This window comes from Acinetobacter sp. CIP 102129, from assembly GCF_000368305.1.
Classification (GTDB): domain Bacteria; phylum Pseudomonadota; class Gammaproteobacteria; order Pseudomonadales; family Moraxellaceae; genus Acinetobacter; species Acinetobacter parvus.
Map to the genome: position 1 here is coordinate 58,365 of NZ_KB849333.1, position 23,992 is coordinate 82,356.

Consider the following 23,992-nt stretch of genomic DNA (forward strand, 5'->3'; position numbering starts at 1 on the left):
CAATATTGGAGAAACAATATGAGCAAGATTGATACACAAATTCGTCATATCACTCAACCAACAGACAATATTTTTGCAGATTTAGGCTTAGAAGATGCTGGAAATTTAAAAAAAGAAGCAGATGCTTTAGCCAATGCAAAATTAGCTTTAACCAGAGTCGTTGCTGATTGGGTACAAGAAAATCATTTCAAGCAAGAAGAAGCTGCTGAAATATTAGGTGTTAGTCGTCCTCGCTTATCTGATGCAATCAATGCAAAAATATCGAAATTTACATTAGATGCGTTAGTCACAATGGTTTCTAAAACAGGACACTCAATTACTATTAGCATCACAAATTAAGGGATTCTTGGAATCCCTCATTTTAAAGCCTTTCTTTCATCAAGACTGATTCATTTCCCTTAAACTCTGCAATGGTGGAATATCACATAAATAACTAAGGCGATAACGACCAATCAACATACAAATCAGCATCATGCTTAACGGTAAAATCAGCCAAATCGCAGGATGCCACTGAATCGCCATTTGCATTTTATAGCTGGCAATCGCACTGATCACCTCGGCAAATAAACAGGCCACCAAGCCCGACAGCAAGCCAATAAAACCAATTTCCAGACTCAACATCTGTTTCAGCCTGTTTTTACCGCTCCCAAAAGAGCGCAATAATGCCACTTCCTTACGGCGTTCATCCATCAGCACATTCAGGCAGGCAATCAACACCAACACACCAGACAGCCCTACCAACAACGCCAATACGGTAATAATCTGCACCAATACATCCACCAGACGCTTGACTTCATCCAGAATCCGTCCGACATCAATAAATACGGTATTAGAAAATTGCTGAATCAGTTGCACCATTTTTGGCTGATCTGCTGGTGGTACATAAAAACTGCCCAGATAACTGCCTGCATTTTCATCCATGCTTTGCGGTGAAAAGATAAAGAAAAAGTTTGGGCTAAAACTTTCCCACTCCACTGAACGCAGATTGATCACGGTTGCCTGCAACGTGCCCTCTGGCAAACTGAAATCAAGACGATCACCGATTTTAATGCCCAATTCATTGGCCAGTTTAGCTTCTACTGACACCTGCCCCACTTGGCTAAATTTCGGATTACCCTCGGTAATCACATTATCTTTCGGATATTCTGTGGCCTGTGTCAGATTCAGTTCACGGCGCAAGGAATTATTTTGCCTGACCAGCTCAGGCGCAAAGGCCTGCCCATTTTTTGCAATTAAACGTCCCCGAATATTAGGATACAACGGTGTAGATTGCCAGTGATTCTGCTCAAGTTGCTGCTTGAACTGCGGCATATCAAAAGGCGGCAAACCATACACAAACTGATTCGGTGTACCCTCAGGCAATTGTTGTTGCCAACGCTGTAATAAATCGGTTCTCAGCACACTGAGTACCGTAATTAAACTTAAGCCTAAAGCCAGCGCAGTGACTTGCAAGGCAGTCTGATGTGGAATCCGTACATAAGCCGAAATTGGATGTTTCAGTTGTTTAATGGCTTTGAGTAGCAGCCAAATCAGGGTATAAAGCACGGCACACAGGATTAAAATTGCAGCCAAGAGCAATAGGCTGAGTTGTAGATTATCACTTAACACCAAGCTAAAAATGATCAAACTCATCACGCCCACTGTAAACATGGCAAAGTAAGATTTACGCGAACGCTCCTGCTGGCGGATCACCCGAATAGGTGGTGTATTCAGCAATTCCCAGATACTCGGCAGGATAAAACCAATCAGCACCATCACACTGGTAAAAATTGCCACAGGCAACGCCAGCAATAAATCAGTCACGGCAAAGCTGAGTTGCAATTGTGGAATCAGTTGCAACATCAATTGCAATAAAGCATAGCCCAAACCAATGCCAATCAAGCTGCCAAGTGCAATGGAGAGAGCACTAACAATGCCAAGCAAGGCAATATAGGCAAGTAGAATCTGCCACTTGCTTGCCCCCAGACAACGCATCAAGGCAATATGATCCTGATTCTGTTGTACATAACGTTGGCTGGTCAATGCGATGGCAATCCCACACAGCAAAATGGTCAATAAATTGGCAAGTTGCAGGAATGTATCCAGATTCTCAATCGGTTTCATCAAGCGCGTATTGGATTGATTGGCATCACGAAGTTTAAGTGAACTTTGCTCATTATCCTCCAACTGCTGATCTTGCTGCTGCTCAGAATGTAACTGATTTTTTTGCTGCTTAAAGATTTTTTTAAAGGCTTTCACTTGCTCGGGCGAACCTGCCATCAGCAGACGATATTCAATACGGCTGCCGACCTGAACCGCATTGGTTTTAGCAATATCTGACTGATGAATCATCACTGTCGGTGAAAAACCTGAAAATCCTAGCTCCTGATTGGAGTCATGTTCAATCACACCTGTCACGGTAAACTGTCCATCGGCAATCGCAACCTGATCACCTAGTTTGGTATGTAATAAATCCATCACACGAGGACTCAACCAAACCTGTCCCTGCTGAATAGATTGCGCTTTAGGCTGAATTTCTAGCTTGCCCCTTAAAGGAAAATGCTCATCAACCGCCTTGACGTTGACCATGACAAACTGGTCTTGGGTATGTGCCATTGAACCAAATACTGTCACAGGTGCCTGTTTTAAATTCAACTTTTGCGCTTGTTGTCGCCATTGAGCTTGAATGGGATCATTATCCGTCATCACCAGATCAGCACCCAGCATTTCCGCAGCCTGCAATGCCACCGCATTCTGGACCTGACTATTACTAAATTTTAATGCGGTAGTGGCACTAATCGCCAAAGACAGTGCAATAATCAGTAAATACAGTCCACCTGTACGAAAACTTTGCAGCAACAATGGCTTGAGAATCGAATTCATGTTCTCTCCCCAGCCTTGACGATTTCCTGAATCTGACCATCGACAAGTTTGACATGGCGCTGGCACAAAGCCGCCAGATTCTGGTCATGCGTGACCAACACCAAAGTTGTGCCTAATTCTCTATTTAGATCAAATAATAGCTGCTCAATTTCCTCGGCAGTTTGCCCATCCAGATTGCCTGTTGGTTCATCGGCAAAAATGATCTTCGGTTCGGCAATCAGCGCACGGGCAATCGCCACACGTTGCTGCTCACCGCCTGACAAGACTTTTGGGGTTTGCTGTGCCTGACGAACCAGCCCAACTCGTTCCAACCATGCCAATGCTTTTTGTTCAGCTTTCCTAAAGTTAAAATCAGGTTGCAGACGTAACGGCAACATCACATTTTCCAGTGCACTCAGTTGCGGTAAAAGCTGAAATGCCTGAAATACAAAGCCAATATTTTCCAGTCGTACTTGCGCACGTTGTTCTTCGGTTAAGGTATGAACCGCTTGCCCACAGACTTCCAATTCGCCTGAACTTGGCCGATCCAGCGTCGCCAAAATACCCAGTAAAGTCGATTTCCCTGAACCAGAACGTCCCGTAATTGCGATCTGTTCACCCTGGTAAATGTCCAAATCAATGTCTTTTAAAATGGTTAAGCTTTGCTGGTGAATCTGAATATTTTGTGTAACTTTTCGGGCAGAAATAATTGGTTGTGGCATGATGTCACGTATCCTTTAGGACAAATTTTAAATGCGATGCAAAACTCTAAAGTTATCAGTTCAGTTTCTAAAACAGTTGCAATCATGACCCTCTGTGTGATTCCAACACTGCTTTCAGCCAAGACCATTTTAATTGTGGGTGATAGCCTGAGTGCAGGTTATGGCATAGAGGCCAAACAAGGCTGGGTGAACCTGTTACAACAACGTTTAGACCAACAGTATCCGAAACAGCACAGGGTGGTCAATGCAAGTGTCAGTGGCGAAACCACTAGTGGCGCATTGGCACGACTGCCAAAATTGTTACAAACCTATAATCCTGAAGTGGTGGTGATTGAACTGGGCGGCAATGATGGCTTGCGTGGACAACCACCCCAGATGATTCAGAAAAACTTAGCCCAATTGGTACAACTGAGTCAAAAGCAGAAAGCCACCGTTTTACTGTTTGGTATGAAAATACCACCAAATTATGGAACTGCGTACAGCAAAGCTTTTGAGAATAATTATAAAATTGTAAGCCAGCAGTATAAAGTGAAGCTTCTGCCATTCTTTCTGGAGGGTGTGGCAGGCAATAAAACTTTGATTCAGAATGACCAGATTCACCCGAATGACAGAGCACAGCCGATCATGTTGAATCTGGCGTATCCGTATATTAAAGGGGCTTTATAGTAAATAATTTCAGTTAATTCAGGGCGAATTCAATTCCGCCCCTACCCAAATCAAAAATCAAAAATCAAAAATCAAAAAATGTTACTTCGCCTGTTTCCAATGAGTATTCAGCACCGACCACAATCAACTTGCCTTTCTCAATCAACTGTTCTAGCACAGCAGAACCATGACGCAACTGATTGACCGATGCAAATACATTGGAGCGAACCGCATGGGCAGACAGCTTTTTCAAATCACCTTTGAGTTCGGTTTGCATCAAAATCTCAACCGATGGACGAACCCGATTCACAATCGACATCAGATTTGACGATGGCGGTTGCTCTGGATGCATCAGGGTATCAATGGTGGCCTGAATCGCACCACAATGGCTATGCCCCAGCACCACCACCACGGCACAGTCATATCGCTCAGCGGCGAACTCAACACTGCCGACCTGTGAAGGCGCAACGATATTGCCTGCAACACGAATCACGAACAAGTCACCCAGACCTTGATCAAACACCATTTCCGCGGGTACACGAGAGTCTGAACACCCTAAAACAATTGCAAATGGGTTTTGACTTCCTGCCAATGCAGCACGTTCCTGGTGAGACAGGTGATTCTGTGAGGTGGCCTCACCTTTCACAAAACGAGCATTACCAACTTTTAAACGTTCCAGGGCTTCTTTGGCAGTGAGCATGCGTGCATCCATCTATGATTGACATGAGCCAACAGTTTAATGTGCGCCTGTTTGAAAGTCACTGACAAAAATAGAATCCATCTAAATACCAGCCTGTCTTTTAATCAGGAAAATAGCGAAAAACGAATGATTTCATTGGCAAGAATTTTCATATATCTGTAGATTATGCAAATGACTCCCCTCACATCTTCCCCAATAATCAATGGGTTTAAAAATAGATCAAGGATAGAACAAATCATGATGAACCGTCTTTTTTCCATCGCCTTTCGCAAGACCTTGACCGCAGCTTTAATTTCATGCAGCTTGGCGACCATCGCAATCAGCTCAACACAGGCAGCCGAAATAGAAATGAGCTTCCAGAATGTGCTGCAACAGGAACGTGCATGGGCAGGTTTACAGAGCAAAACATTAAAAGTCGGTGATATCACCTGGTCATATAGTGAGGGTGGTCAGGCTGGAAAACCGATCGTGATTTTAATTCATGGCCTGGCGGGCAGCCGCGACAACTGGAACCGTGTGGCACGGGCCTTAACCGCCAACTACCATGTGATCATCCCAGACTTGCCAGCCAGCGGTGAAACACAAGTTCCGAAAGATTTTGACTACTCCGTTCCAAACGTCACTGAAAAGTTACGCCGTTTTGTTGAGGCAGCCAACCTAACCAGCCCAGCACATATTGCAGGTCACTCACTTGGTGGTTCAATTGCCATGCTCTATGCAGGGCAATATCCATTTGAGACCAAAAGCCTGTTTTTAATTGATGCTGCGGGCGTATATAAGGCCGCCACCACACCTTATTTAAAGGATCCAAACCACATTAAAAACATGATTGTCAGCAAAAAAGGCGATTTTAACTTTTTAATGCAGCAGGTCATGTTTACCCCTCCATTCATTCCAAAGGAAATTGCTCAGGCACAGGAAAAAATGATGATTGGTCAGGCCGAGCAAACCCAGAAAATGGTAGATCAGTTAATTGTACTCAATAAGTTATATACGCCAGATTCATTTGCGTTGCTGGCAAGATCCATTGATGCACCAACACTGATTTTATGGGGCAAGCAGGATAAAATTATCAATGTTGAGGTTGCACCTGAGTTAAAATCACTGCTAAAGAATGCCCAGACACCTGTCATTCTGGATAATGTGGGCCATATGCCTATTCTGGAAGCAGACCAATTGGTGGTTCAGCAATATTTACCATTTCTGAACAAGATTCAGTCACAAAAACCTGTAACTGCGCCAACTCCGTAAACCTAAAGTTATAAAATCCTATGCCTAAACATCCAATGATAGAACAACTGATTGACGCACAACTTGATTTTCTGGATCAACAGTTTACACAAGCCGAAACCATTCAACATGAGTTTAAACAGTTCTATCATTGGTTGCGCTTACAGCAACTCCAACATATCTGGTCATTTGAACAAATCTTTAAGCTGATTGAGAAACAAATCCTGAACACACCTGCCAGTTCATTTCTGATTGAACAAATTGCAGAACATATCCGCTTTGCCCTGATTCATCCACGCAATGATCAAACCAATATCGAAGATGTAATTCCTGTTTTAACCATTGACTTAATTGCACAATATGTTGCAGGTAAAAGTGACCATCGCCAGCGCCTGATTAAAACCATTGTCGATAATCCTGCTTTTTCTGCCCTGATTACCCAACTGATTCAACATTCCATTCAGGATTATTTAGATAATTCAGTCATGTCTAAACGTGTACCTGGTGTTGGACATTTTATGAAAATGGGAAAATCGGTTCTCGAAACAGTGACTGATTCCAACCTGAATGACACCATTGGACACTATTTACAAAAGAATATATTAAAGATCAGTCAAATGAGCGAACGGGTGTTAAACCAGCACTTTAACGATGACAAACTGTACCATTTCCAGGCCAACATCTGGCATAAAATTAAGGTTATGCCCTTATCAGTATTACGCAACTATATTGAGGTACAAGACCTACCCCAAACTGTGGGAATGGGGCATGAAATATGGGATCATATCCGTCAAACAGATTATTTAAAACAGCAGGTTCATGATGGGACCTATGCATGGTATGCACGTAATCAGGAACGCACATTTGATTTATTACTCCGCGATCTGAATATTGATGAAACCCTGATTGAAAATGAATTGAGTGATTTACTGACACCTGTGTTACAGCAAGTGATTCAAACAGGTTATTTAAGACAACGTGCCCACACCTATTTAGAAAAATTTTATTATTCAGAACAGGTTTCTGAAATTCTGACAAAACAAGGCGCATAATGCGCGGTGAGCGCCTCCATATTGCGTGATGTGGGAGCACCTCAGTTTGTTATCCATCTGGGAAAAATATCGGATTTTTTCGACATTAAAAAAAGCCCTCGCAAGGGCTTTCTCAATAGAGGGTATTTCCAGCTTTATTACTTGAAATATGCACCCTCAGCCTGAGTATGGTCGGTTTGGTCAACCACACGCTGTAACTCAGGAACGTGCTGCTTCAAAGTGGTTTCCACACCCTGCTTCAACGTCACATCAATAGCTGAACAGCCCTGACAACCACCACCAAATTTCAACACAGCAGTTAAACCATGCTCAGGATCGTTCTGTACTTCAACCAGGCTACAGTTACCGCCATGCCCTTCCAATCCAGGATTAATCTCAGATTGCAGCACATAAATGATTCGTTCTTCAATTGATGCATCTGGCCCTACACGAGGTACTTTCGAGTTAGGTGCACGGAAAGTTAATTGTCCACCAAAACGGTCTTTGTTGTAGTCAATCACGGCATCAAGCAAATATGGGATAGATGGCGCATCGATATAAGCTGGAAAGTCTGGATAATCCTGCTTATAGTCAGTTGGCACCACTTCTTCAGGTGCACTATAGGCCATACAACATTCGGCGCGTGGTGTACCTGGATGTTCTACAAAAACTCGAACGCCAATTCCTGGAGTATTTTGCTTTGTTAATAAATCACTTAAATACTCTTGTGCAGAGGGAGTAATCAAAAGGTTTGGAATTTCTTCTGCGACAGCAGTGTTGGTGTTCTCAGTCGACATAACAATAATCCTCAAGCTGATGTCGTTATATTAACCGAAGATGGAGGGGATTTAAAAAAAATCAACCATTTTTGTAGGAATTATATGCCAGATGATTGTTTATTCACTTTTTAATGGCATTATTGCCTAGACACTGATCAATCTAAAATTTTTATGTTACATCTACCCTTTAGTCACACTGTGACACTCATCATTATTACCATTGCAATTTCCCTGTTGGCATTTTCCAATCAGGCCGTCATGAACCGCCTGATTTTTTGGCCACCCGCTATGCAGCGTGGACAATATGACCGTTTCATCACCCATGGTTTTATCCATGCCGATGGGGCACATTTACTGTTCAACATGATCACGCTGTTTTTCTTTGGCAATATTATTGAAAGCTTTTATCGCCAATTCTTTTATGATATGGGCTTTGTACTGTTTTATCTGGGTGGACTGGTCTTTGCTATTCTACCCAGCTACCTAAAGCACCGTCATGATGTACACTGGGCAAGTTTAGGGGCTTCTGGCGCGGTTTCAGCGGTCTTGTTCGCCTATATTTTATTTCAGCCCTGGAACCTGATTTTTGTCTTTTTTATTCCTGTGCCTGCCATTATCTTTGCAGTTTTATATGTTGCTTACAGCATCTGGTCGGGTAAACGAGGTAACAGCAATATTAATCATAGCGCCCATCTCTGGGGAGCGGCATATGGCGTGGTGGTCACCATTCTGCTGGAACCACGGGTGATTCCACATTTTCTCAATCAGCTCACCAAATTACCATTTTAATAAATATTCAGGACTGGCCCCATGTTTGGGGCTTTTATCCATCACATCTCATTTCGTCAGATAATTGCATAAAAAATCACAATTCCCTCGGAACCTGATTTTATTTAGTCAAAACTCATATAAAATATACTTTATTCATTTTAATTAGATCTACGCTTTTGCTCGGCAATTCAGGTAATTTATGATCATAAAGTATGTGTGATTCTCTCATTGCTCACCAGTTTCAGTCGTGGCCCCCTCGGCTGTGCCGAACTCCCGCCAGTTTATGAAATCTTGCCCCTGTTGCAGCAAAAGATGCAGCAATATCGCCATCATTTTGAATATTCCACCATGACCCTGCTGGGATCACAATTGATTCAAAAGATGAAGCAGCCCATTGCAATCATTAACTTAAACGGCGATATTCTGGAGATGAATCCAGAGGCCAAACATTTACTGGCAAACAATCAGCATATTCAAACCAGACAACGCCGTTTCACATTTAGCCATGAAGATAAGCAAATGGTGTTTAACCATAAATTAATGGAACTCGAATGCAACTATAAAAACAGCCATGACCTGGCCTATGCGGAACGAACCAAGATCATGATGCTCGATCACTATTTATTCCTGACCCTGGATTTACTTAGCCCAGAAAAAACCCATAAGATTTTTGAATTACGCCCAGTTTTACTGGCAACTTTTTCAGGCCTCAAACACAAGCCAAAATATCAAAAGGAAATCTGTACCCAACTTTTTATGTTTACCTCTGTTGAGCATAAAATTTGCGAACAGCTACTTGAGGGTAAAACCATCAAGGAAATTGGAATTTCATATGAGATTCAGGCAGATACTGTTAAGAAACATCTGCAATCCATTTTTAAGAAAACCAGAACCCACCGACAAGGTGAGCTGATTCAACTACTTATGCAATTCTCATAAAGGTGTTTGATCATTCACAACTAAGCAATTTCAGCTGGAAACGCAATGACCTGATCAATCTTGACCTGATTCATTACCACCATCAATAAACGGTCTATACCTAGCGCAATCCCTGAACATTCAGGCATATTCGGCAAGGCTGCCAGTAAATGCTGATCTGTTGGCATCACTGGCAACCCCTGTTGGGCACGTTCTTTATTATCCGCTTCGAAACGGGAAGCCAGCACATCCGCATCCAGAAGTTCATCATAGGCATTGGCCAGTTCAAGCCCCTCAATATAAACCTCGAAACGCGCTGCGACCAGTTCCCCATCCTCATCCTGTTTGACTTTTGCCAGCGATGCCATTTCAGGTGGAAAATCAGTTAAGAAAACTGGCGCATCAAAGCCCAGACTCGGCTCAACAAAATGGGAAAACAACAGATCCATATAAGCCAAGCGGTCATCTCCCAGATCAAGGTTAAGTCCAACCCGATGAGCTGTGTCTTTGAGTTGCTTCAGTGTTGCCTGCAAGGGATTAATATCCAGACGATCCTGAAAAGCATGTTTATAGCTTAGAATCATGGGACGAATTTCACCAAAACGATGTGCCAAACAAGTTTCCAGCAAGTCTGCGGTTTCATGCATCAACGCCTTTAAGTCCAGTCCAGGCCGATACCATTCCAGCATGGTAAATTCACTATTGTGTTTACGTCCATGCTCATCATCACGGAAAACTTTACAGATTTGGTAGATCGGCCCACTGCCACTGGCCAGCAAACGTTTCATAGGAAATTCTGGCGAGGTCTGCAAATATTGAGTATTTAATTTTCCATGTATATGACGCTGCACCTGTACGGAAGCCAAATGAACATCGGTTACACCTGCCTGAGACAAGATGGGCGTTTCTACCTCCAACACATTGCGCTGGGCAAAAAACTGGCGAATTTTCTGGTACATCTCCGCACGAGCTTTTAAGGCTTCAATGGAACAGGTCGGTTGATAGGTTTTCATCGCTTGACTCACGCCTTTGGCCCTCCATGTGCAGCCCATTCACGACGCAAAGGATAGTTTTTACGGAGTAAATCAAAAGCTTTCTGCTCTACCTTAGCTGCCTGAACACAGGCACGAAGCTGCTGATCATCCTCAGCAATATTATAAATCTGGACCAAATGTTGCTTTAATGAGGCTTTTAAATCCTGCTGCCCGAAATATTGTTCAACAGTTGGCAACTGACTCTCAAAATTTTTTGATGGTTGATAGCCAAATGTATGACAAAAGGCCTCATAGATCATCTGTGTGCCTCTTGCCTTACCCTCCAGACTATAGCCCGCGATATGTGGCGTTGCCAAAGCCAATCTTTCTAAAAGCTCTTGAGGAATTTCAGGTTCAAACTCAAACACATCCAGCACAACCTGACGTTTGGTCTTTTCAATATCTGCCATCAGTGCTGATTGTTGAATCACTGGACCACGTGCGCTATTGATTAAAATAGCCGAAGGTTTCATTTCAGCCAGTGCAGCTTCATCAAATAAATGCAGTGTTGGATAATCACCAGATGTGGTTAGAGGCACATGAATCGAGATGGCATCAGCCTGTTTTAACAGCTCCTGAAAGGATACATTTTCAATGCCAGCGAGTTGCACATAAGGGTCATAGCCAATTACATTCCAGCCCAATAACTGCGCCATCACTGCCAGCCGTTTTCCAACATTACCCAAGCCAACAATCGCTAAAGTAAACGCCTTATTTTTTTCCAATAAATCCATATTTAGATGCAGTAAGGCGGTAATGACATATTCAGCAACTGCCTGCGCATTACAACCTGCCGCATTGCTCCATGCAATATTCTGTTGTTCTAAAGCTGGAATATCGAGATGGTCTGTGCCAATGGTGGCACTACCCACAAATTTAATCTGAGTTTGATCAATTAAATCATGGTTGACCTTTGTCACGGATCGAACCAAAAGTGCATCGGCATCCTGTACATTCGCATGTGTCAGTGCACGCCCTGCCTGATGCTGTATTTCTGCAAATTCCGCAAAGAAATAATCGGTAAATGCCAAATTTTCATCTGCGATAATTTTCATGCAGTGCTTTCCATAAATTAATCTGTGCTTATTATCCTTGGAGTACTGTTCATTGACAATTCATATATATAAAAAAGGAACCGTACCGGGTTTGTCGGAGACTTTTTTATTTAAGTTAGGCCACCTCACCTAACGGGTTAATCTTATCATAGTACATTGCTTCAAACTCAAAAGGTGATACATAACCCAGTGCACTGTGTACACGCTCTTTATTGAACCAATCTACCCAGTTTAGTGTCGCAAGTTGTACATCCGCTAAACCTTGCCAATCCGCTTTTAAATATTCAATCACCTCTGTTTTGTATAAGCCATTCACCGTTTCAGCCAAAGCATTATCGTATGAATCACCGGTCGTACCGACTGATGCTCGTAAATTTGCTGCTTCTAAACGATTGGTATAACGAATGGAAAGATATTGCACGCCTCTGTCACTATGATGAATCACGTTCTTTGGCATGCCTCGATCATGCAATGCTTGCTCCAGTGCATCGAGCACCATATCTGTATTCATACGTGTTGATACTTTCCATCCAACAATTGCTCGCGAGAACACATCAATAATAAAGGCGGTATAGACCCAGCCTGAATGAGTTTGAATATACGTGAAGTCAGCGACCCACAGCTGGTCAGGATGATCTGCATTAAAATTGCGTTTTACTAAGTCATCTGCTCGTTTTTGATCATCTCGGCTACGGGTGGTTTGTTTATTCTTACCACGCCAAACACCTTGTATACCTAGCTTCTGCATCAATCGAGCAACAGTACAGCGTGCGATAACATAACCTTCACGTTTCAGTTTTTGCCAGACTTTACGTACACCATACCGACCTGAACTTTCCTTCCAAATTCGTTTAATTTGTTCAGCATGATGTTGATCATGTAGATCTCGTTTCGCTCGATGTTCTGGATTTTCTACAAGATCTAAAGTCCGGTAATAAGTTGAAGGTGCGATAGGTAAAATTCTACAAATCGCCTCGACTCCGTACGGCTCTTTATTATTATGGATAAAATCCATCATTATTTGTGTGGGCGGTCGAGCTCCGCCTGGGCGAAAAAAGCGGCTGCTTTGCGTAGAATTTCATTGGCACGTTGCAGCTCTTTATTTTCACGTTCGAGCTGTTTAATACGTTCTTGATCTGAAAGCTGCTGTACTTTAACTGGATTTTGTTGATCCAAATATTTTTGATGCCAGGAACGTAGTGTTTCAGGGGTACAACCAATTTTAGGTGCAATTGCTGTGATTGCAGCCCAAGTAGAAGGATAATCTTTTTCGGATTCAATCAATAATTGAACCGCTCTGTCTCTGATTTCAGGAGTATATTTTGGTTTTGTCATTGGGACATTCTCTCAAGAAAAATGGTCTCCGACAAACCCGGTACGGTTCAAAATGACGATGCTTGTCCTTTACGTAGTGCACGCATGACTTCAATACCTTTAATTGTGGCATAAGCCGTCTTCATAGATTTGAATCCTAATGTGGCCCTGATGATCCGCTTTAGCTTGCCATGATCACATTCAATCACGTTATTTTTATACTTAATCTGCCTGTGCTCAAGGTCTGGTGGACATTTACCTTCCCGTTTTAACCGTGATAAAGCACGTCCATATGTGGGTGCTTTATCCGTGTTGATCACTTGTGGAATTTGCCACTTCTTCACATTATTTAAAATTTTTCCAAGAAAACAATATGCTGATTTGGTATTACGTCTAGAAGAAAGATAAAAATCAATGGTATCGCCACGTTGATCGACTGCACGATACAGATAAGACCATCGTCCATTCACTTTTACATAGGTTTCATCAATATGCCACGAGCTCAGATCTGTAGGATTACGCCAATACCAGCGTAAACGTTTTTCTATTTCAGGAGCATAACGTTGAACCCAACGGTAAATATTCGTGTGATCAACATTCACACCCCGTTCGGCCAGCATTTCCTGCAGTTCACGATAGCTAATGCCATATTTACAATACCAGCGCACAGCCCAAAGAATGATTTCGCCCTGAAAATGCCGACCATGGAAAGGATTCATATGCTGCACCTTTAGCTAAAACAGTCTTCAGCTTACCATTCGTGGTTATTTGCAACAGTGCCGATTTTTTGAAAAAAGCATAGGTCTAGATAATCAAGCTAGATTTTTTAAAACTCCACATTGGTCAATTGTACATAAACCATCACAAGTACCTCTTAAATCAGATAATTGTTCAATAAGCTTTTGTTGCTTGATTATATTTTCTCTGATAGCACTGACATGTAAGTCAATTAATTCATTCACATCTGAACAATTTTTCTCAGGTTTGTCTTTATAGGTAAGTAATTGACGAATTTCATTCAAACTTATATTTAAAGTTCGGCAATTCAAAATAAATTTAATTCGCTCAACATAGCCTACATCGTAAAGGCGGTAATTTCCTTCCGTTCTTTCCGGTTCCGGAATTAAACCTTCCTTTTCATAAAACCTAATTGTTAATACTGAACATGAGGTTTTTTTAGAGAGTTCACCAATTTTTAAATGCATTGAGTTAGTATTTCCAAAGATTCTTGACTCTATAGTAACTATAGGGATTCTAATATTCAAAGTTTATAATTTTTTTAATGGGTATAATTATGAGTGGCTGTGGACGTAGTAAAGAAACACCATGCGAAGATAAGAAATCTCAACAAGAAAATCATCCATCAATTGCAGAAGCAAACAATTCAAAGAATTGTGATAATACGCTTAGCTGTTGTGGTGAAGAGGAAGAAAAAAAATCTTCATCTCCTTGCTGTAACACTTCAAACAGTTGTGAAGATACCGCTCAATCCTGTTGTGGTTCTGATCCCAAAGAAAATTTAAGCACTGAAAACGTTTTAAAAGATTCGCACTACATGAGTGAATACTTAGTTCCCAAAATGGATTGTTCTGCGGAAGAACAGATGATTCGTATGGCGCTATCTTCAATTGATGGTGTTCAAAAACTCATCTTTGATTTACCTAACCGGTCTTTAAAGGTTCTACATAATCAAAAAGATGAAAATATAACTACCAAACTTGAAGCTTTGGGTTTTGGTGCAAAGCTTGTGAAGACTGAAACTTATATAAGCAATCAACAGGCTAAGCAAACAAGTACCTATACCATTCCTAAAATGGATTGCTCTGCTGAAGAGCAAATGGTCCGTATGGCTCTTGCAGATATTGAAGCAGTTAAAGGTCTTACTTTTGATCTTCCCAATCGAAAACTGAAAGTCTTCCATAATGAAGGGATTCAGCAAATTACGGCTAAACTCGAAGGACTGGGTTTTGGGGCGAAACTTGATGAAACACAGCTTTCTACAGGCGATATACCTAATGAACCTGATCCTGTGAGACAAGCTAAAGTACTTAAACTGTTATTAGGCATTAATGCTCTACTGTTCTTTATAGAATTCATCAGCGGAATTATTGCTGCGTCTACAGGATTGATTGCTGATTCTCTAGATATGTTTGCCGATGCAGCCGTTTATGGTATTGCGCTATATGCCGTCGGAAAAGCTGCGAAATATCAAATAAAAGCAGCCCATTTCGCAGGTTGGATTCAGTTATTACTTGCTGTTATCGTGATTGTTGATGTCATTAGACGATTCATGTTTGGAAGCGAGCCAGAATCAACGCTCATGATTGTTATTGGCCTGCTCGCACTTATAGCTAACGTGACATGCTTATATCTTATTTCTGGTCATCGAGAAGATGGCGCACATATGAAAGCCAGTTGGATTTTCTCGGCGAATGACGTTGTCGTAAATATGGGCGTTATATTTGCCGGTGTACTCGTGGCGTGGACGGGATCAGCTTATCCAGACTTAATCATTGGCATACTGGTTTCTTTATTCGTACTTAATGGTGCCCGAAAAATTTTGGCTTTGAAGTAAGGGCACTGTTGCAAATAACCACGAATGGTAAGCTGAAGACTGTTTTAGCTAAAGGTGCAGCATATGAATCCTTTCCATGGTCGGCATTTTCAGGGCGAAATCATTCTTTGGGCTGTGCGCTGGTATTGTAAATATGGCATTAGCTATCGTGAACTGCAGGAAATGCTGGCCGAACGGGGTGTGAATGTTGATCACACGACTATTTACCGTTGGGTTCAACGTTATGCTCCTGAAATAGAAAAACGTTTACGCTGGTATTGGCGTAATCCTACAGATCTGAGCTCGTGGCATATGGATGAGACTTATATCAAAGTGAAGGGGCGATGGACTTACCTGTATCGTGCAGTTGATCAACGGGGTCATACGATTGACTTTTACCTTTCCGCTAGACGGAACAGTAAATCAGCCTATAGTTTTCTAGGAAAGATCTTCAATACGGTGAAAAAATGGCAAATTCCACGGGTCATCAATACAGATAAAGCAGCGACCTATGGCCATGCTTTATCACGATTAAAGCGAGAAGGAAAATGTCCAGTAGATATTGAGCACAGGCAGATTAAGTATAAAAATAACGTGATTGAATGTGATCATGGTAAGTTAAAGCGAATCATCAGGGCCACATTAGGATTCAAATCTATGAAGACGGCTTATGCCACAATTAAAGGTATTGAAGTCATGCGTGCACTACGTAAAGGACAAGCATCGTCATTTTATTATGGTCAGCCTCAGGGTGAAGTGTGTCTAATCAACAGGGTTTTCGGTCTCTAAGCACTTTTTAAAGGGAACATCATCGACTCAAATCTCTATTTGCAACAGTGCCGTAAATTTGAGAATGAATCTGTACGTACAGACTCATTCCCTATCTATAAAGATATTAGAAATAGCTACATAGAGTTTATTTCTAGTTTATTCAAATTAGTCGTTCAAATTAGGCGTTACTACGGATGAACAATAATTTTTACAGCAGACTCATTATTATGAATCAATGTTTCAAAGCCTTTAGAAACAAGATCATCTAATGCAATCCGTTGGGTAATAAAAGGTTCTAGATTAATCTTACCTTGCTCAACCAAACGGATAGTTTCCTGATGATCATTTACATAAGCAATCGTGCCACGAATATCTAGCTCTTTCATCACCACACTATGCACATTAATTGTGGCAGGATGGCTCCAAATAGAAACGATAACGACTACACCAGTTGGTTTCATTGCTGCAACGAGTGTATCCATGACTTTATTGACACTACTACATTCAAAAGCGACATCTACACCGCGGTCTTCTGTAATTTTCATTACCTCAGCAACTACATCAACCTTAGATGGGTCTAGTACATAATCGGCAACACCCGCTTCTATCGCTTTTTCTTTACGTTTTGCACTCAGTTCAGTAATGATGACCGTGAGACCTTTAGCCTTTAAAATAGCAGATAAAAGTAAGCCTATTGGGCCTGCTCCACCAACCAGTGCGATATCGCCAGCTTTTGCGCCACTTCTGACATAGGCATGATGACCGACAGATAAAGGTTCTATCAATGCTGCTTGGTCTAAAGGAATATCATTTGAAATAGGATGTACCCAACGCCGCTGAACTGCAATTTTTTCAGAAAGACCACCACCGCGTCCGCCTAAACCAATAAAGTTCATATTTTTTGATAAATGATACTTATCATTGGGGCCAGTCGGCACATCGTCAGCAATGATGTAGGGTTCAACTACGACATGTTGCCCAATTTGGATATCATCTACACCCTCTCCAACTGCATAAACCACGCCTGAAAATTCATGTCCCATTGTTACAGGTGCAGATTCTCCCGAAATTGGGTGTGGGTGACCACAAGGTGGAATAAAAATAGGACCTTCCATGAATTCATGTAAATCTGTACCGCAAATACCACACCACGCAACTTGAATTCCAACTGTGCCTGGAAGTACTTTCGGTTCAGGGATATCTTCAATTCGAATATCCCCTCGGTCATAAAAACGAGCTGCTTTCATTTTATATTCCTTATATTGATGTTAACGGTAAACCAGTGCGTACACGGCCTCAACTTTCAATAAAGTATAAAAGGTGTTTGTGTAGGCAATACCCTTACTTTTGATAAGCCAAAAGAAAGCAAAAGCCTTTGTTACCCATACATAACATCCCTATTATGATGGATAACGTGTGGCATCCCTGCCACACTCGTGTATCCAAACGTTGCTTAAATTAAACTATGTAATAGTGGCGACATAAAGGTGCTCTTATCGCTATATATTAAAAACTTAGTGGAACACTGTTTCTAAAGCTTTTAAACCCACTTTGGGATCAAGTAGACCGTTGTAAATTTCAGGGATTTCACGTTCCACCCCAAAAAATTCATAAATGGCAAGCATCGCCCCACGAACTGAATATTCCACAGTAAAGACCACGTCATCTTCAATTTCCACAAACTGTCCAAGGAAAGCAAAGTTTTGTGAGCCTTGTGGAATTACCTGTGGACGATCCCCCGGTTTACGGCAGGCGAATAGGGCAGAGGCGTATGGCATCATGGCGGTAGTAACATCAGTCGTTGCCAAAACATGATCTAAAATGTCGTCAAAACCGAGCTGTTTAATCAGTTCTGTTAGGATTTCTTGCCCCGTGGCTTCGGACATTGGTTTTTTGATGTAATCGCCTATATGGTCAATTTGGAAACCGTAGCCCCATAAGGTATATAAACCTTCAGGTAAGTCGGCAAAGTGTGGCTGTGCAGGAACCACGATGGATAAATGCCAACCCGACTCATACCAAGTCATGAGTGCGCCTGTGCCTGGTTCATTGCCTGTATAGTCAATAATACGTTTAAGTAGCACGTCATCTTTCATGGTCAGAGTGAAAGACTCCCACTTATGTTCATCGACATTGCCATAAAAAGTCATTGGACGGCCAAAGTCTGGGGCTTTTTGTGCCAGCGTTTCCCAAAGCGTCCAGCCATGATCTTCTCGATGACGAATAAGGGCAGGCACGTCATGATTACCGCCATAACGTGAGTCTGCTGTAATAGAGCCTAAAGTGAAAATAGCTAAATCATTGGCTTTCAGATTAATTTGCTCTGAGCCTTCAGGCAATTGTACATATAGGCGTGAAGCGTAGCGTTCTTGAGTTTCAGCATTGGTAATGAAGTCTGCATCTGTGACATAGTGTCCAAAACGCACATCGACGCCTTGTGCGACTAACCAACGCTGTAGGGGCAGAATCATCGAGTCATATTGGTTGTACTTGGTACGTTTCACACCCGCTAAGGTATGAATGCGTGGCAATTCTTGAATAAAACGCAAGAAATAGCGTCTTAACTCTGCTGCACTGTGCCATTTTTGAAAAGCGAAAGTCGTGCGCCACATGCGCCAGAAATTGGTTTCAAAAAAGGTTTCATCAAAAAACTCATCAATGCGGCGACTGCCAATTTTTTCTTCTTTTGAAGCTAATAGGCGCAGCATCTGTGCACGATGTAGCGTATTCAGACCAAGCTTTGCTGCATCCGCAATGACATGTTCGGCATCAATCAACCGTGCATTGGCGTGGGTTTTCACTTTTTCATTAAACTCACGACATTCTTCACGCACCGAAATGTCTGGATTTTCCAAAGATGGAATACTGGAAAATAAGTCCCATAGGCACAAATAAGTTTCATCGGTCAGCATTCGCCCACCACGTGTTACCCAAGCTTGCGCGGCATGCGGTGTATGTCCACCATCCATCGAACCACCTGAAATATCGAGTTCTTCTAAAATATGGATATTTTTGGCAGGGACTTTGGCATCACGGATTGCAAATGCAGCAGCAGCCATACCTGCGATACCACCACCAATAATCCAAAGATGGGACTGTTGTGCGTCTAATGGGGTGCGCTTCTTCTTTTGCATGGTTCACCTTTAATAATGATGTTAAAAACTATGAAGTATAAAATGTGATTTAGAAAAACCTTAAAAATAGTATGACTTTTTATATATGAAAAATGTATGAAATGGGAAGCAATTTACTCATTATATTTTGTAATCAAAAAAATGTAAGTAATGGTTATTTTTAATACACATTTGTATTTTTTTTAAAATAAAATATGATTTAAGTAATTGATTTTATTATTTTATAGAGTAATCACTCTATTTTGATCATATTTGTTTGTGTCTGAAGAATGTGTTTGAAACTAGGCTTTCTATTGATCATTAAAAGATATAATTGAATAATAGATCTCTCTTTCATAAATCAAAAAACGAGCACCTTTTTGATTGATATTTGTACTCTAATTTTCTTAGCATTCGTGCATAATCTGCGGATGAAATACATTGATTCAAAGAAGCTTTCTGAAACACAGTTTAAGCGATATACAGGCATCTCATGGTCAACCTTTTATTTAAATGGTTGAGCAATTGCAGAAGCATGTTCCAGCTAAAGGCAGACCACCCAAGTGGCACTGTTGCAAATAACCACGAATGGTAAGTTGAAGACTGTTTTAGCTAAAGGTGCAGCATATGAATCCTTTCCATGGTCGGCATTTTCAGGGCGAAATCATTCTTTGGGCTGTGCGCTGGTATTGTAAATATGGCATTAGCTATCGTGAACTGCAGGAAATGCTGGCCGAACGGGGTGTGAATGTTGATCACACGAATATTTACCGTTGGGTTCAACGTTATGCTCCTGAAATAGAAAAACGTTTACGCTGGTATTGGCGTAATCCTACAGATCTGAGCTCGTGGCATATTGATGAAACCTATGTAAAAGTGAATGGACGATGGTCTTATCTGTATCGTGCAGTCGATCAACGTGGCGATACCATTGATTTTTATCTTTCTTCTAGACGTAATACCAAATCAGCATATTGTTTTCTTGGAAAAATTTTAAATAATGTGAAGAAGTGGCAAATTCCACAAGTGATCAACACGGATAAAGCACCCACATATGTACGTGCTTTATCACGGTTAAAACGGGAAGGTAAATGTCCACCAGACCTTGAGCACAGGCAGATTAAGTATAAAAATAACGTGATTGAATGTGATCATGGCAAGCTAAAGCGGATCATCAGGGCCACATTAGGATTCAAATCTATGAAGACGGCTTATGCCACAATTAAAGGTATTGAAGTCATGCGTGCACTACGTAAAGGACAAGCATGGTCATTTTATTATGGTCAGCCTCAAGGTGAAGTGTGTCTAATCAACAGGTTTTTCGGTCTCTAAGTACTTTTTAAAGGGAACATCATCGACTCAAATCTCTATTTGCAACAGTGCCTAATTAAATCCCTTACAATTCAAATTTTTCAGCAACGACTTATCTTTGTTAAAATAGTATTAATTTATTTTTTTAGGACAAACCTTAACAAAATTACAAATTTGTAATTTGGTTGTCATTTAGGTGTATATATCTAGGAATTAGTATATGAAGAAATTATTATTTGGTCCAAGATATGATTAGATTCAATAATATATATATGAAGATTGTTTTAGTTATTTTTACTATAGTTTTTTCAACCAGTAGTTTTGCTGATGGGGGACTTCGTTTCTTAGAGAAAAATTTAGAAATAATTAACAATGAAAAAAGCAAAGGGTGTGAAGAGAATTAATTCAAAATTATAATGAAGCACATATAACTAGGAAAACTAAAAATTAGTTATTTTTAGTATGGTGTAACTAAGATTAATTAATTTTTTTAAATCGAATGATAAATATATTTATTGTTTTTAATTTATTCTTTACCATTTTCAAATTTTTAAATAGTCCGAAAAGACTATTTTAAACTTTAGGGTTACATATGCTCCTATACATAGGCAGGAATAAATATGCAACTTAGTATATTTGCAACAATAGTACTGGAAAGATTCATGTAATAATGCTTAAAACTCTCTAATTAGTTAGGGAGGCATTGGAATTGGAGAAAAAAGTAAAGTGCCCACTAGCAAATGTGGTTATTGGAGGAATTATCTCATCAACCCTTCTTATGTTGGTTTTATTACCAATATTGTCCCGGTGGATAAATGAAAAGAAAGCTTCTTGACCAATTATAGTAAGCAATTTTTAGCAGAAATATTGAGGCTTACTCAAGTCTCTCAACTAATCGTAAATAGAATAAGGAAACTATTGTATGTCAGAAGATCATTCTCAGAGCCACGCGGCTGTTACTGAAGAGAATAGTAAGAAGCTAATATTTACTGTAGGTTTGACCACTACGTTTTAATCGTAGAAATTATAACCGTTTTTATTACTCAAAGTTTAACTTTTGTGATTATCTAAAAACACATAGCGGTCGAATGGCCATATTAACTGACTTATAATCAGTCGCATACTTTAATGTAGCGGTTCTGATAGCACAAAAGTTCGCAGCATGAACCGGCATAATTGATTTATAGTGAACCCATACACTAAGCATAATGATTTAGAGGACGATAATCCCAATGAAAAAATTCCTTTTAGGAGCTGTTGCCGCATCTGTTTTGGCCTTTTCAGGCAATGCTATGGCCAATTTTGTGGCAGGTCAGGACTATCAGGTGGTCGCAAAACCAGTCAAAGTCGAAAAACCGGGCAAAATTGAGGTACGTGAATTCTTCTGGTATGGCTGTGGTCACTGTTTCGCGCTTGAACCACATATGCAGGGCTGGTTGAAAAAATTACCAAAAGATGTACGTTTTGTACGTACACCTGCTGCAATGAACCCGCTTTGGGAACAGGCTGCACGTGCTTATTATGTTTCAGAAGCCCTGGGTGTGCGTCAAAAAGCACATTTACAATTATTCCATGATATTCATGATAAGCAGCGTCCAATTTTAGAACAGGCGCAATTGGCCAAGTTCTATACCCGCTATGGTATTCCTGAAGCGAAATTTAACAGCACTTATAAATCTTTCCCGATCACTTCGAAAATTGCCCAAGCCAAAAATCTGGCTGCTCAGTATCAGTTAAGTGGTGTTCCGGCAGTGACCGTGAATGGTAAATATATTGTGCAGGGTAATGATGCCAAAGTCATTCAGGTGGTGAATTACCTGATCGAGAAAGAGCGTAAAGCCAAATAAGACGCGATTGATTATCTCTAAAAAAAACCTGCATCGAATCTGCAGGTTTTTTTATTTAAACTGGAGGAATGGTTATTTACGTCCTGACTGCCGGATCTGGTGTTTCTATCGGCGGGCGATACCAGTGTAAAATTCCTCGGAATAAGAGCTGCATCTGCAACACGCTTTGCGCTTTAAAGTCATGGGATTGAATATGAATCGTGGATGGCTTTGTTGCACAAACCTATCTGTAAAGGGTTTTTCAGCGATATAATTTTCAAATGAAGAAGCCTGCACACAAAATCTACCGCACAACCAATTGGCCCGCATATAACCGAGCACTCATGAGTCGCGGAAATATTGCCATTTGGTTTGATCCTGCTACGCAATGGTATGCTCCGTCCATCGGTAAACAAGGGCGAAATCAAACCTACTCCGACGCAGTCATCCAATGCTGCTTAATGATTAAATCCTTATTCCGTCTGTCTTTACGTATGGTCACTGGCTTTGTGCAAAGTCTGATTAAACTTTGCGGATTAAATTGGATAGCTCCAGATTACACCACGCTTTGTAGAAGACAAAAGCATATTGATATTGTAATCAGCTACCAAAAAAGTAGCGATGGGCTGCATCTACTCATGGACTCTACAGGCATGAAGTTTCTAGGTGAGGGCGAATGGAAACGCAAGAAACATAGACCTGAATATCGTCGCCAATGGCGTAAACTTCATATTGGTATAGATGCTAAAACCCTACAAATACGAGCAGTTCAGCTTACAACCAATAATGTCAGTGATTCACAGGTGCTTGGTGATTTACTTAATCAGATTCCACAAGATGAGCAGATTAACTCTGTTTATACCGATGGAGCTTATGACACCAAGCAATGCCGTCAGGTCATTGCAGATCGGCAAGCGCATGCGGTGATTCCACCTAGAAAAAATGCGAAACCATGGAAAGATACAAAGAGTAGCTCGCTAGAGCGAAATGAATTACTTCGAGCAATTAAACGTTTAGGTAGGATACTATGGAAAAAATGGTCAGGCTATCATCGGCGAAGTTTGGTTGAAACTAAGATGCATTGCATCAAATTATTAGGAGATAAACTCAGTGCAAGGAGTTTTGATAGCCAAGTGAATGAGATCCATGCACGTGTAGCAGTCCTTAACAGATTTACGGAATTAGGTCGACCACTTACCCAAGTTACGCCTTAAATTTGGCTCAATTAGGGGCGCTTTGCATTTCAAATCTTTGTGCAACAAAGCCAATGTATATAAAAAATGGTTAAATAATTGCAAGGGGGGCTTTAAAACGTTTTAATCGTAAAGCATTTCCTAGTACAAATATTGACGAGAGAGCCATTGCACCAGCAGCAAA

Annotated in this window: 22 protein-coding genes, 4 pseudogenes and 1 other annotated feature; of the genes and pseudogenes, 13 read left to right on the forward strand and 13 right to left on the reverse strand. The window is 41.0% G+C overall.

Features of this window, described 5'->3' with window-relative positions; genetic code table 11:
- Positions 1-18 precede the first annotated feature (18 nt).
- Positions 19-339 carry a helix-turn-helix domain-containing protein gene (locus F973_RS00740; RefSeq protein ID WP_004674780.1) on the forward strand — a complete coding sequence of 107 codons (321 nt, stop codon included), beginning with the start codon at positions 19-21 and terminating at the stop codon, positions 337-339.
- Positions 340-378: 39 nt separating this feature from the next.
- Here F973_RS00740 and F973_RS00745 read toward each other — a convergent pair whose 3' ends face one another.
- Entirely contained in the window at positions 379-2,862 is a 2,484-nt protein-coding gene (locus F973_RS00745; protein WP_004758756.1) for an ABC transporter permease, read from the reverse strand.
- The gene (locus F973_RS00750; RefSeq protein WP_004755877.1) at positions 2,859-3,563 is read right to left on the reverse strand and encodes an ABC transporter ATP-binding protein; all 705 of its coding nucleotides are present in this window, start codon (positions 3,561-3,563) and stop codon (positions 2,859-2,861) included. Before F973_RS00750 ends, F973_RS00745 begins: the two co-directional genes overlap by 4 nt.
- 84 nt (positions 3,564-3,647) lie before the next feature.
- Between F973_RS00750 and F973_RS00755 the strand changes: the two genes are divergently transcribed.
- A complete protein-coding gene (locus tag F973_RS00755; protein ID WP_416201887.1) occupies positions 3,648-4,229 on the forward strand; it encodes an arylesterase in 582 nt (193 codons plus the stop codon).
- A gap of 64 nt (positions 4,230-4,293) precedes the next feature.
- On the opposite strand, the gene F973_RS00760 is transcribed toward F973_RS00755, so the two are convergent.
- Positions 4,294-4,908 carry a carbonic anhydrase gene (locus F973_RS00760; protein ID WP_004674784.1) on the reverse strand — a complete coding sequence of 205 codons (615 nt, stop codon included), beginning with the start codon at positions 4,906-4,908 and terminating at the stop codon, positions 4,294-4,296.
- Positions 4,909-5,145: 237 nt separating this feature from the next.
- On the opposite strand from F973_RS00760, the gene F973_RS00765 reads away from it, so the two are divergent.
- The gene (locus tag F973_RS00765) at positions 5,146-6,159 is read left to right on the forward strand and encodes an alpha/beta fold hydrolase (RefSeq protein ID WP_004758758.1); all 1,014 of its coding nucleotides are present in this window, start codon (positions 5,146-5,148) and stop codon (positions 6,157-6,159) included.
- Between the two features lie 20 nt (positions 6,160-6,179).
- Complete coding sequence (locus F973_RS00770) at positions 6,180-7,190, forward strand: hypothetical protein (RefSeq protein ID WP_034432049.1); 1,011 nt, start codon at positions 6,180-6,182, stop codon at positions 7,188-7,190.
- Positions 7,191-7,327: 137 nt separating this feature from the next.
- On the opposite strand, the gene nfuA is transcribed toward F973_RS00770, so the two are convergent.
- Positions 7,328-7,966 carry a Fe-S biogenesis protein NfuA gene (gene nfuA / locus F973_RS00775; protein WP_004758761.1) on the reverse strand — a complete coding sequence of 213 codons (639 nt, stop codon included), beginning with the start codon at positions 7,964-7,966 and terminating at the stop codon, positions 7,328-7,330.
- Positions 7,967-8,119: 153 nt separating this feature from the next.
- On the opposite strand from nfuA, the gene F973_RS00780 reads away from it, so the two are divergent.
- The gene (locus F973_RS00780; protein ID WP_004758763.1) at positions 8,120-8,737 is read left to right on the forward strand and encodes a rhomboid family intramembrane serine protease; all 618 of its coding nucleotides are present in this window, start codon (positions 8,120-8,122) and stop codon (positions 8,735-8,737) included.
- A gap of 144 nt (positions 8,738-8,881) precedes the next feature.
- Positions 8,882-9,658, forward strand: a pseudogene (locus F973_RS00785) (helix-turn-helix transcriptional regulator); the annotation flags it as partial.
- 20 nt (positions 9,659-9,678) lie between these two features.
- On the opposite strand, the gene epmA reads toward F973_RS00785, so the two are convergent.
- The 5 genes from epmA to cadR all read right to left on the reverse strand — a co-directional run bounded on the left by epmA (position 9,679) and on the right by cadR (position 14,245).
- Complete coding sequence (epmA, locus tag F973_RS00790) at positions 9,679-10,650, reverse strand: EF-P lysine aminoacylase EpmA (RefSeq protein WP_004758766.1); 972 nt, start codon at positions 10,648-10,650, stop codon at positions 9,679-9,681.
- An 8-nt stretch (positions 10,651-10,658) separates the two neighbouring features.
- Positions 10,659-11,726, reverse strand: coding sequence for a 4-phosphoerythronate dehydrogenase (locus F973_RS00795; RefSeq protein WP_004758767.1), 1,068 nt, complete (start codon positions 11,724-11,726; stop codon positions 10,659-10,661).
- Between the two features lie 115 nt (positions 11,727-11,841).
- Positions 11,842-13,061 (reverse strand): IS3 family transposase gene (locus F973_RS00800; protein ID WP_155756443.1). Its coding sequence is split into 2 segments (ribosomal slippage): positions 11,842-12,785 and positions 12,785-13,061, totalling 1,221 coding nucleotides; the frame shifts between segments, so codons are not numbered across the junction.
- Positions 12,670-12,786, reverse strand: a sequence feature (AL1L pseudoknot). (Overlaps the previous gene by 117 nt.)
- A gap of 47 nt (positions 13,062-13,108) precedes the next feature.
- Positions 13,109-13,759: an IS6 family transposase gene (locus tag F973_RS00810; RefSeq protein WP_004681434.1), complete on the reverse strand. Its 651-nt coding sequence runs from the start codon at positions 13,757-13,759 to the stop codon at positions 13,109-13,111.
- A 93-nt stretch (positions 13,760-13,852) separates the two neighbouring features.
- The gene (gene cadR / locus F973_RS00815; RefSeq protein ID WP_004758773.1) at positions 13,853-14,245 is read right to left on the reverse strand and encodes a Cd(II)/Pb(II)-responsive transcriptional regulator; all 393 of its coding nucleotides are present in this window, start codon (positions 14,243-14,245) and stop codon (positions 13,853-13,855) included.
- An 89-nt stretch (positions 14,246-14,334) separates the two neighbouring features.
- On the opposite strand from cadR, the gene F973_RS00820 reads away from it, so the two are divergent.
- The gene (locus tag F973_RS00820) at positions 14,335-15,615 is read left to right on the forward strand and encodes a cation efflux transmembrane domain-containing protein (protein WP_004758774.1); all 1,281 of its coding nucleotides are present in this window, start codon (positions 14,335-14,337) and stop codon (positions 15,613-15,615) included.
- 63 nt (positions 15,616-15,678) lie between these two features.
- The gene (locus tag F973_RS00825) at positions 15,679-16,383 is read left to right on the forward strand and encodes an IS6-like element IS1008 family transposase (protein WP_004758777.1); all 705 of its coding nucleotides are present in this window, start codon (positions 15,679-15,681) and stop codon (positions 16,381-16,383) included.
- 170 nt (positions 16,384-16,553) lie between these two features.
- Here the strand turns inward: F973_RS00825 and F973_RS00830 are convergent, their stop codons facing one another.
- Positions 16,554-17,612, reverse strand: a complete 1,059-nt coding sequence (locus F973_RS00830; protein WP_004281883.1) for a 2,3-butanediol dehydrogenase — start codon at positions 17,610-17,612, stop codon at positions 16,554-16,556.
- Positions 17,613-17,879: 267 nt separating this feature from the next.
- Positions 17,880-19,499, reverse strand: a complete 1,620-nt coding sequence (locus F973_RS00835; protein WP_004726755.1) for an oleate hydratase — start codon at positions 19,497-19,499, stop codon at positions 17,880-17,882.
- 606 nt (positions 19,500-20,105) lie between these two features.
- On the opposite strand from F973_RS00835, the gene F973_RS00840 reads away from it, so the two are divergent.
- The 4 genes and pseudogenes from F973_RS00840 (at position 20,106) to F973_RS00845 (ending at position 22,636) form a co-directional block, all read left to right on the forward strand.
- Positions 20,106-20,810 carry an IS6-like element IS1006 family transposase gene (locus F973_RS00840; RefSeq protein ID WP_004758780.1) on the forward strand — a complete coding sequence of 235 codons (705 nt, stop codon included), beginning with the start codon at positions 20,106-20,108 and terminating at the stop codon, positions 20,808-20,810.
- Between the two features lie 697 nt (positions 20,811-21,507).
- Positions 21,508-21,624: pseudogene (locus F973_RS15625) on the forward strand (hypothetical protein); the annotation flags it as partial.
- 87 nt (positions 21,625-21,711) lie between these two features.
- Positions 21,712-21,851, forward strand: a pseudogene (locus F973_RS15575) (cation transporter); the annotation flags it as partial.
- Positions 21,852-22,021: 170 nt separating this feature from the next.
- Entirely contained in the window at positions 22,022-22,636 is a 615-nt protein-coding gene (locus tag F973_RS00845; protein ID WP_004758781.1) for a thiol:disulfide interchange protein DsbA/DsbL, read from the forward strand.
- Between the two features lie 76 nt (positions 22,637-22,712).
- Here the strand turns inward: F973_RS00845 and F973_RS15580 are convergent.
- Positions 22,713-22,826 (reverse strand): annotated as a pseudogene (locus tag F973_RS15580) (TetR family transcriptional regulator); the annotation flags it as partial.
- A gap of 70 nt (positions 22,827-22,896) precedes the next feature.
- On the opposite strand from F973_RS15580, the gene F973_RS00850 reads away from it, so the two are divergent.
- Entirely contained in the window at positions 22,897-23,829 is a 933-nt protein-coding gene (locus F973_RS00850; RefSeq protein ID WP_034432054.1) for an IS5-like element ISAba12 family transposase, read from the forward strand.
- Positions 23,830-23,899: 70 nt separating this feature from the next.
- Here the strand turns inward: F973_RS00850 and F973_RS15630 are convergent.
- Positions 23,900-23,992: hypothetical protein (locus F973_RS15630; RefSeq protein ID WP_416201888.1), on the reverse strand; the 93-nt coding region annotated here is incomplete at its 5' end.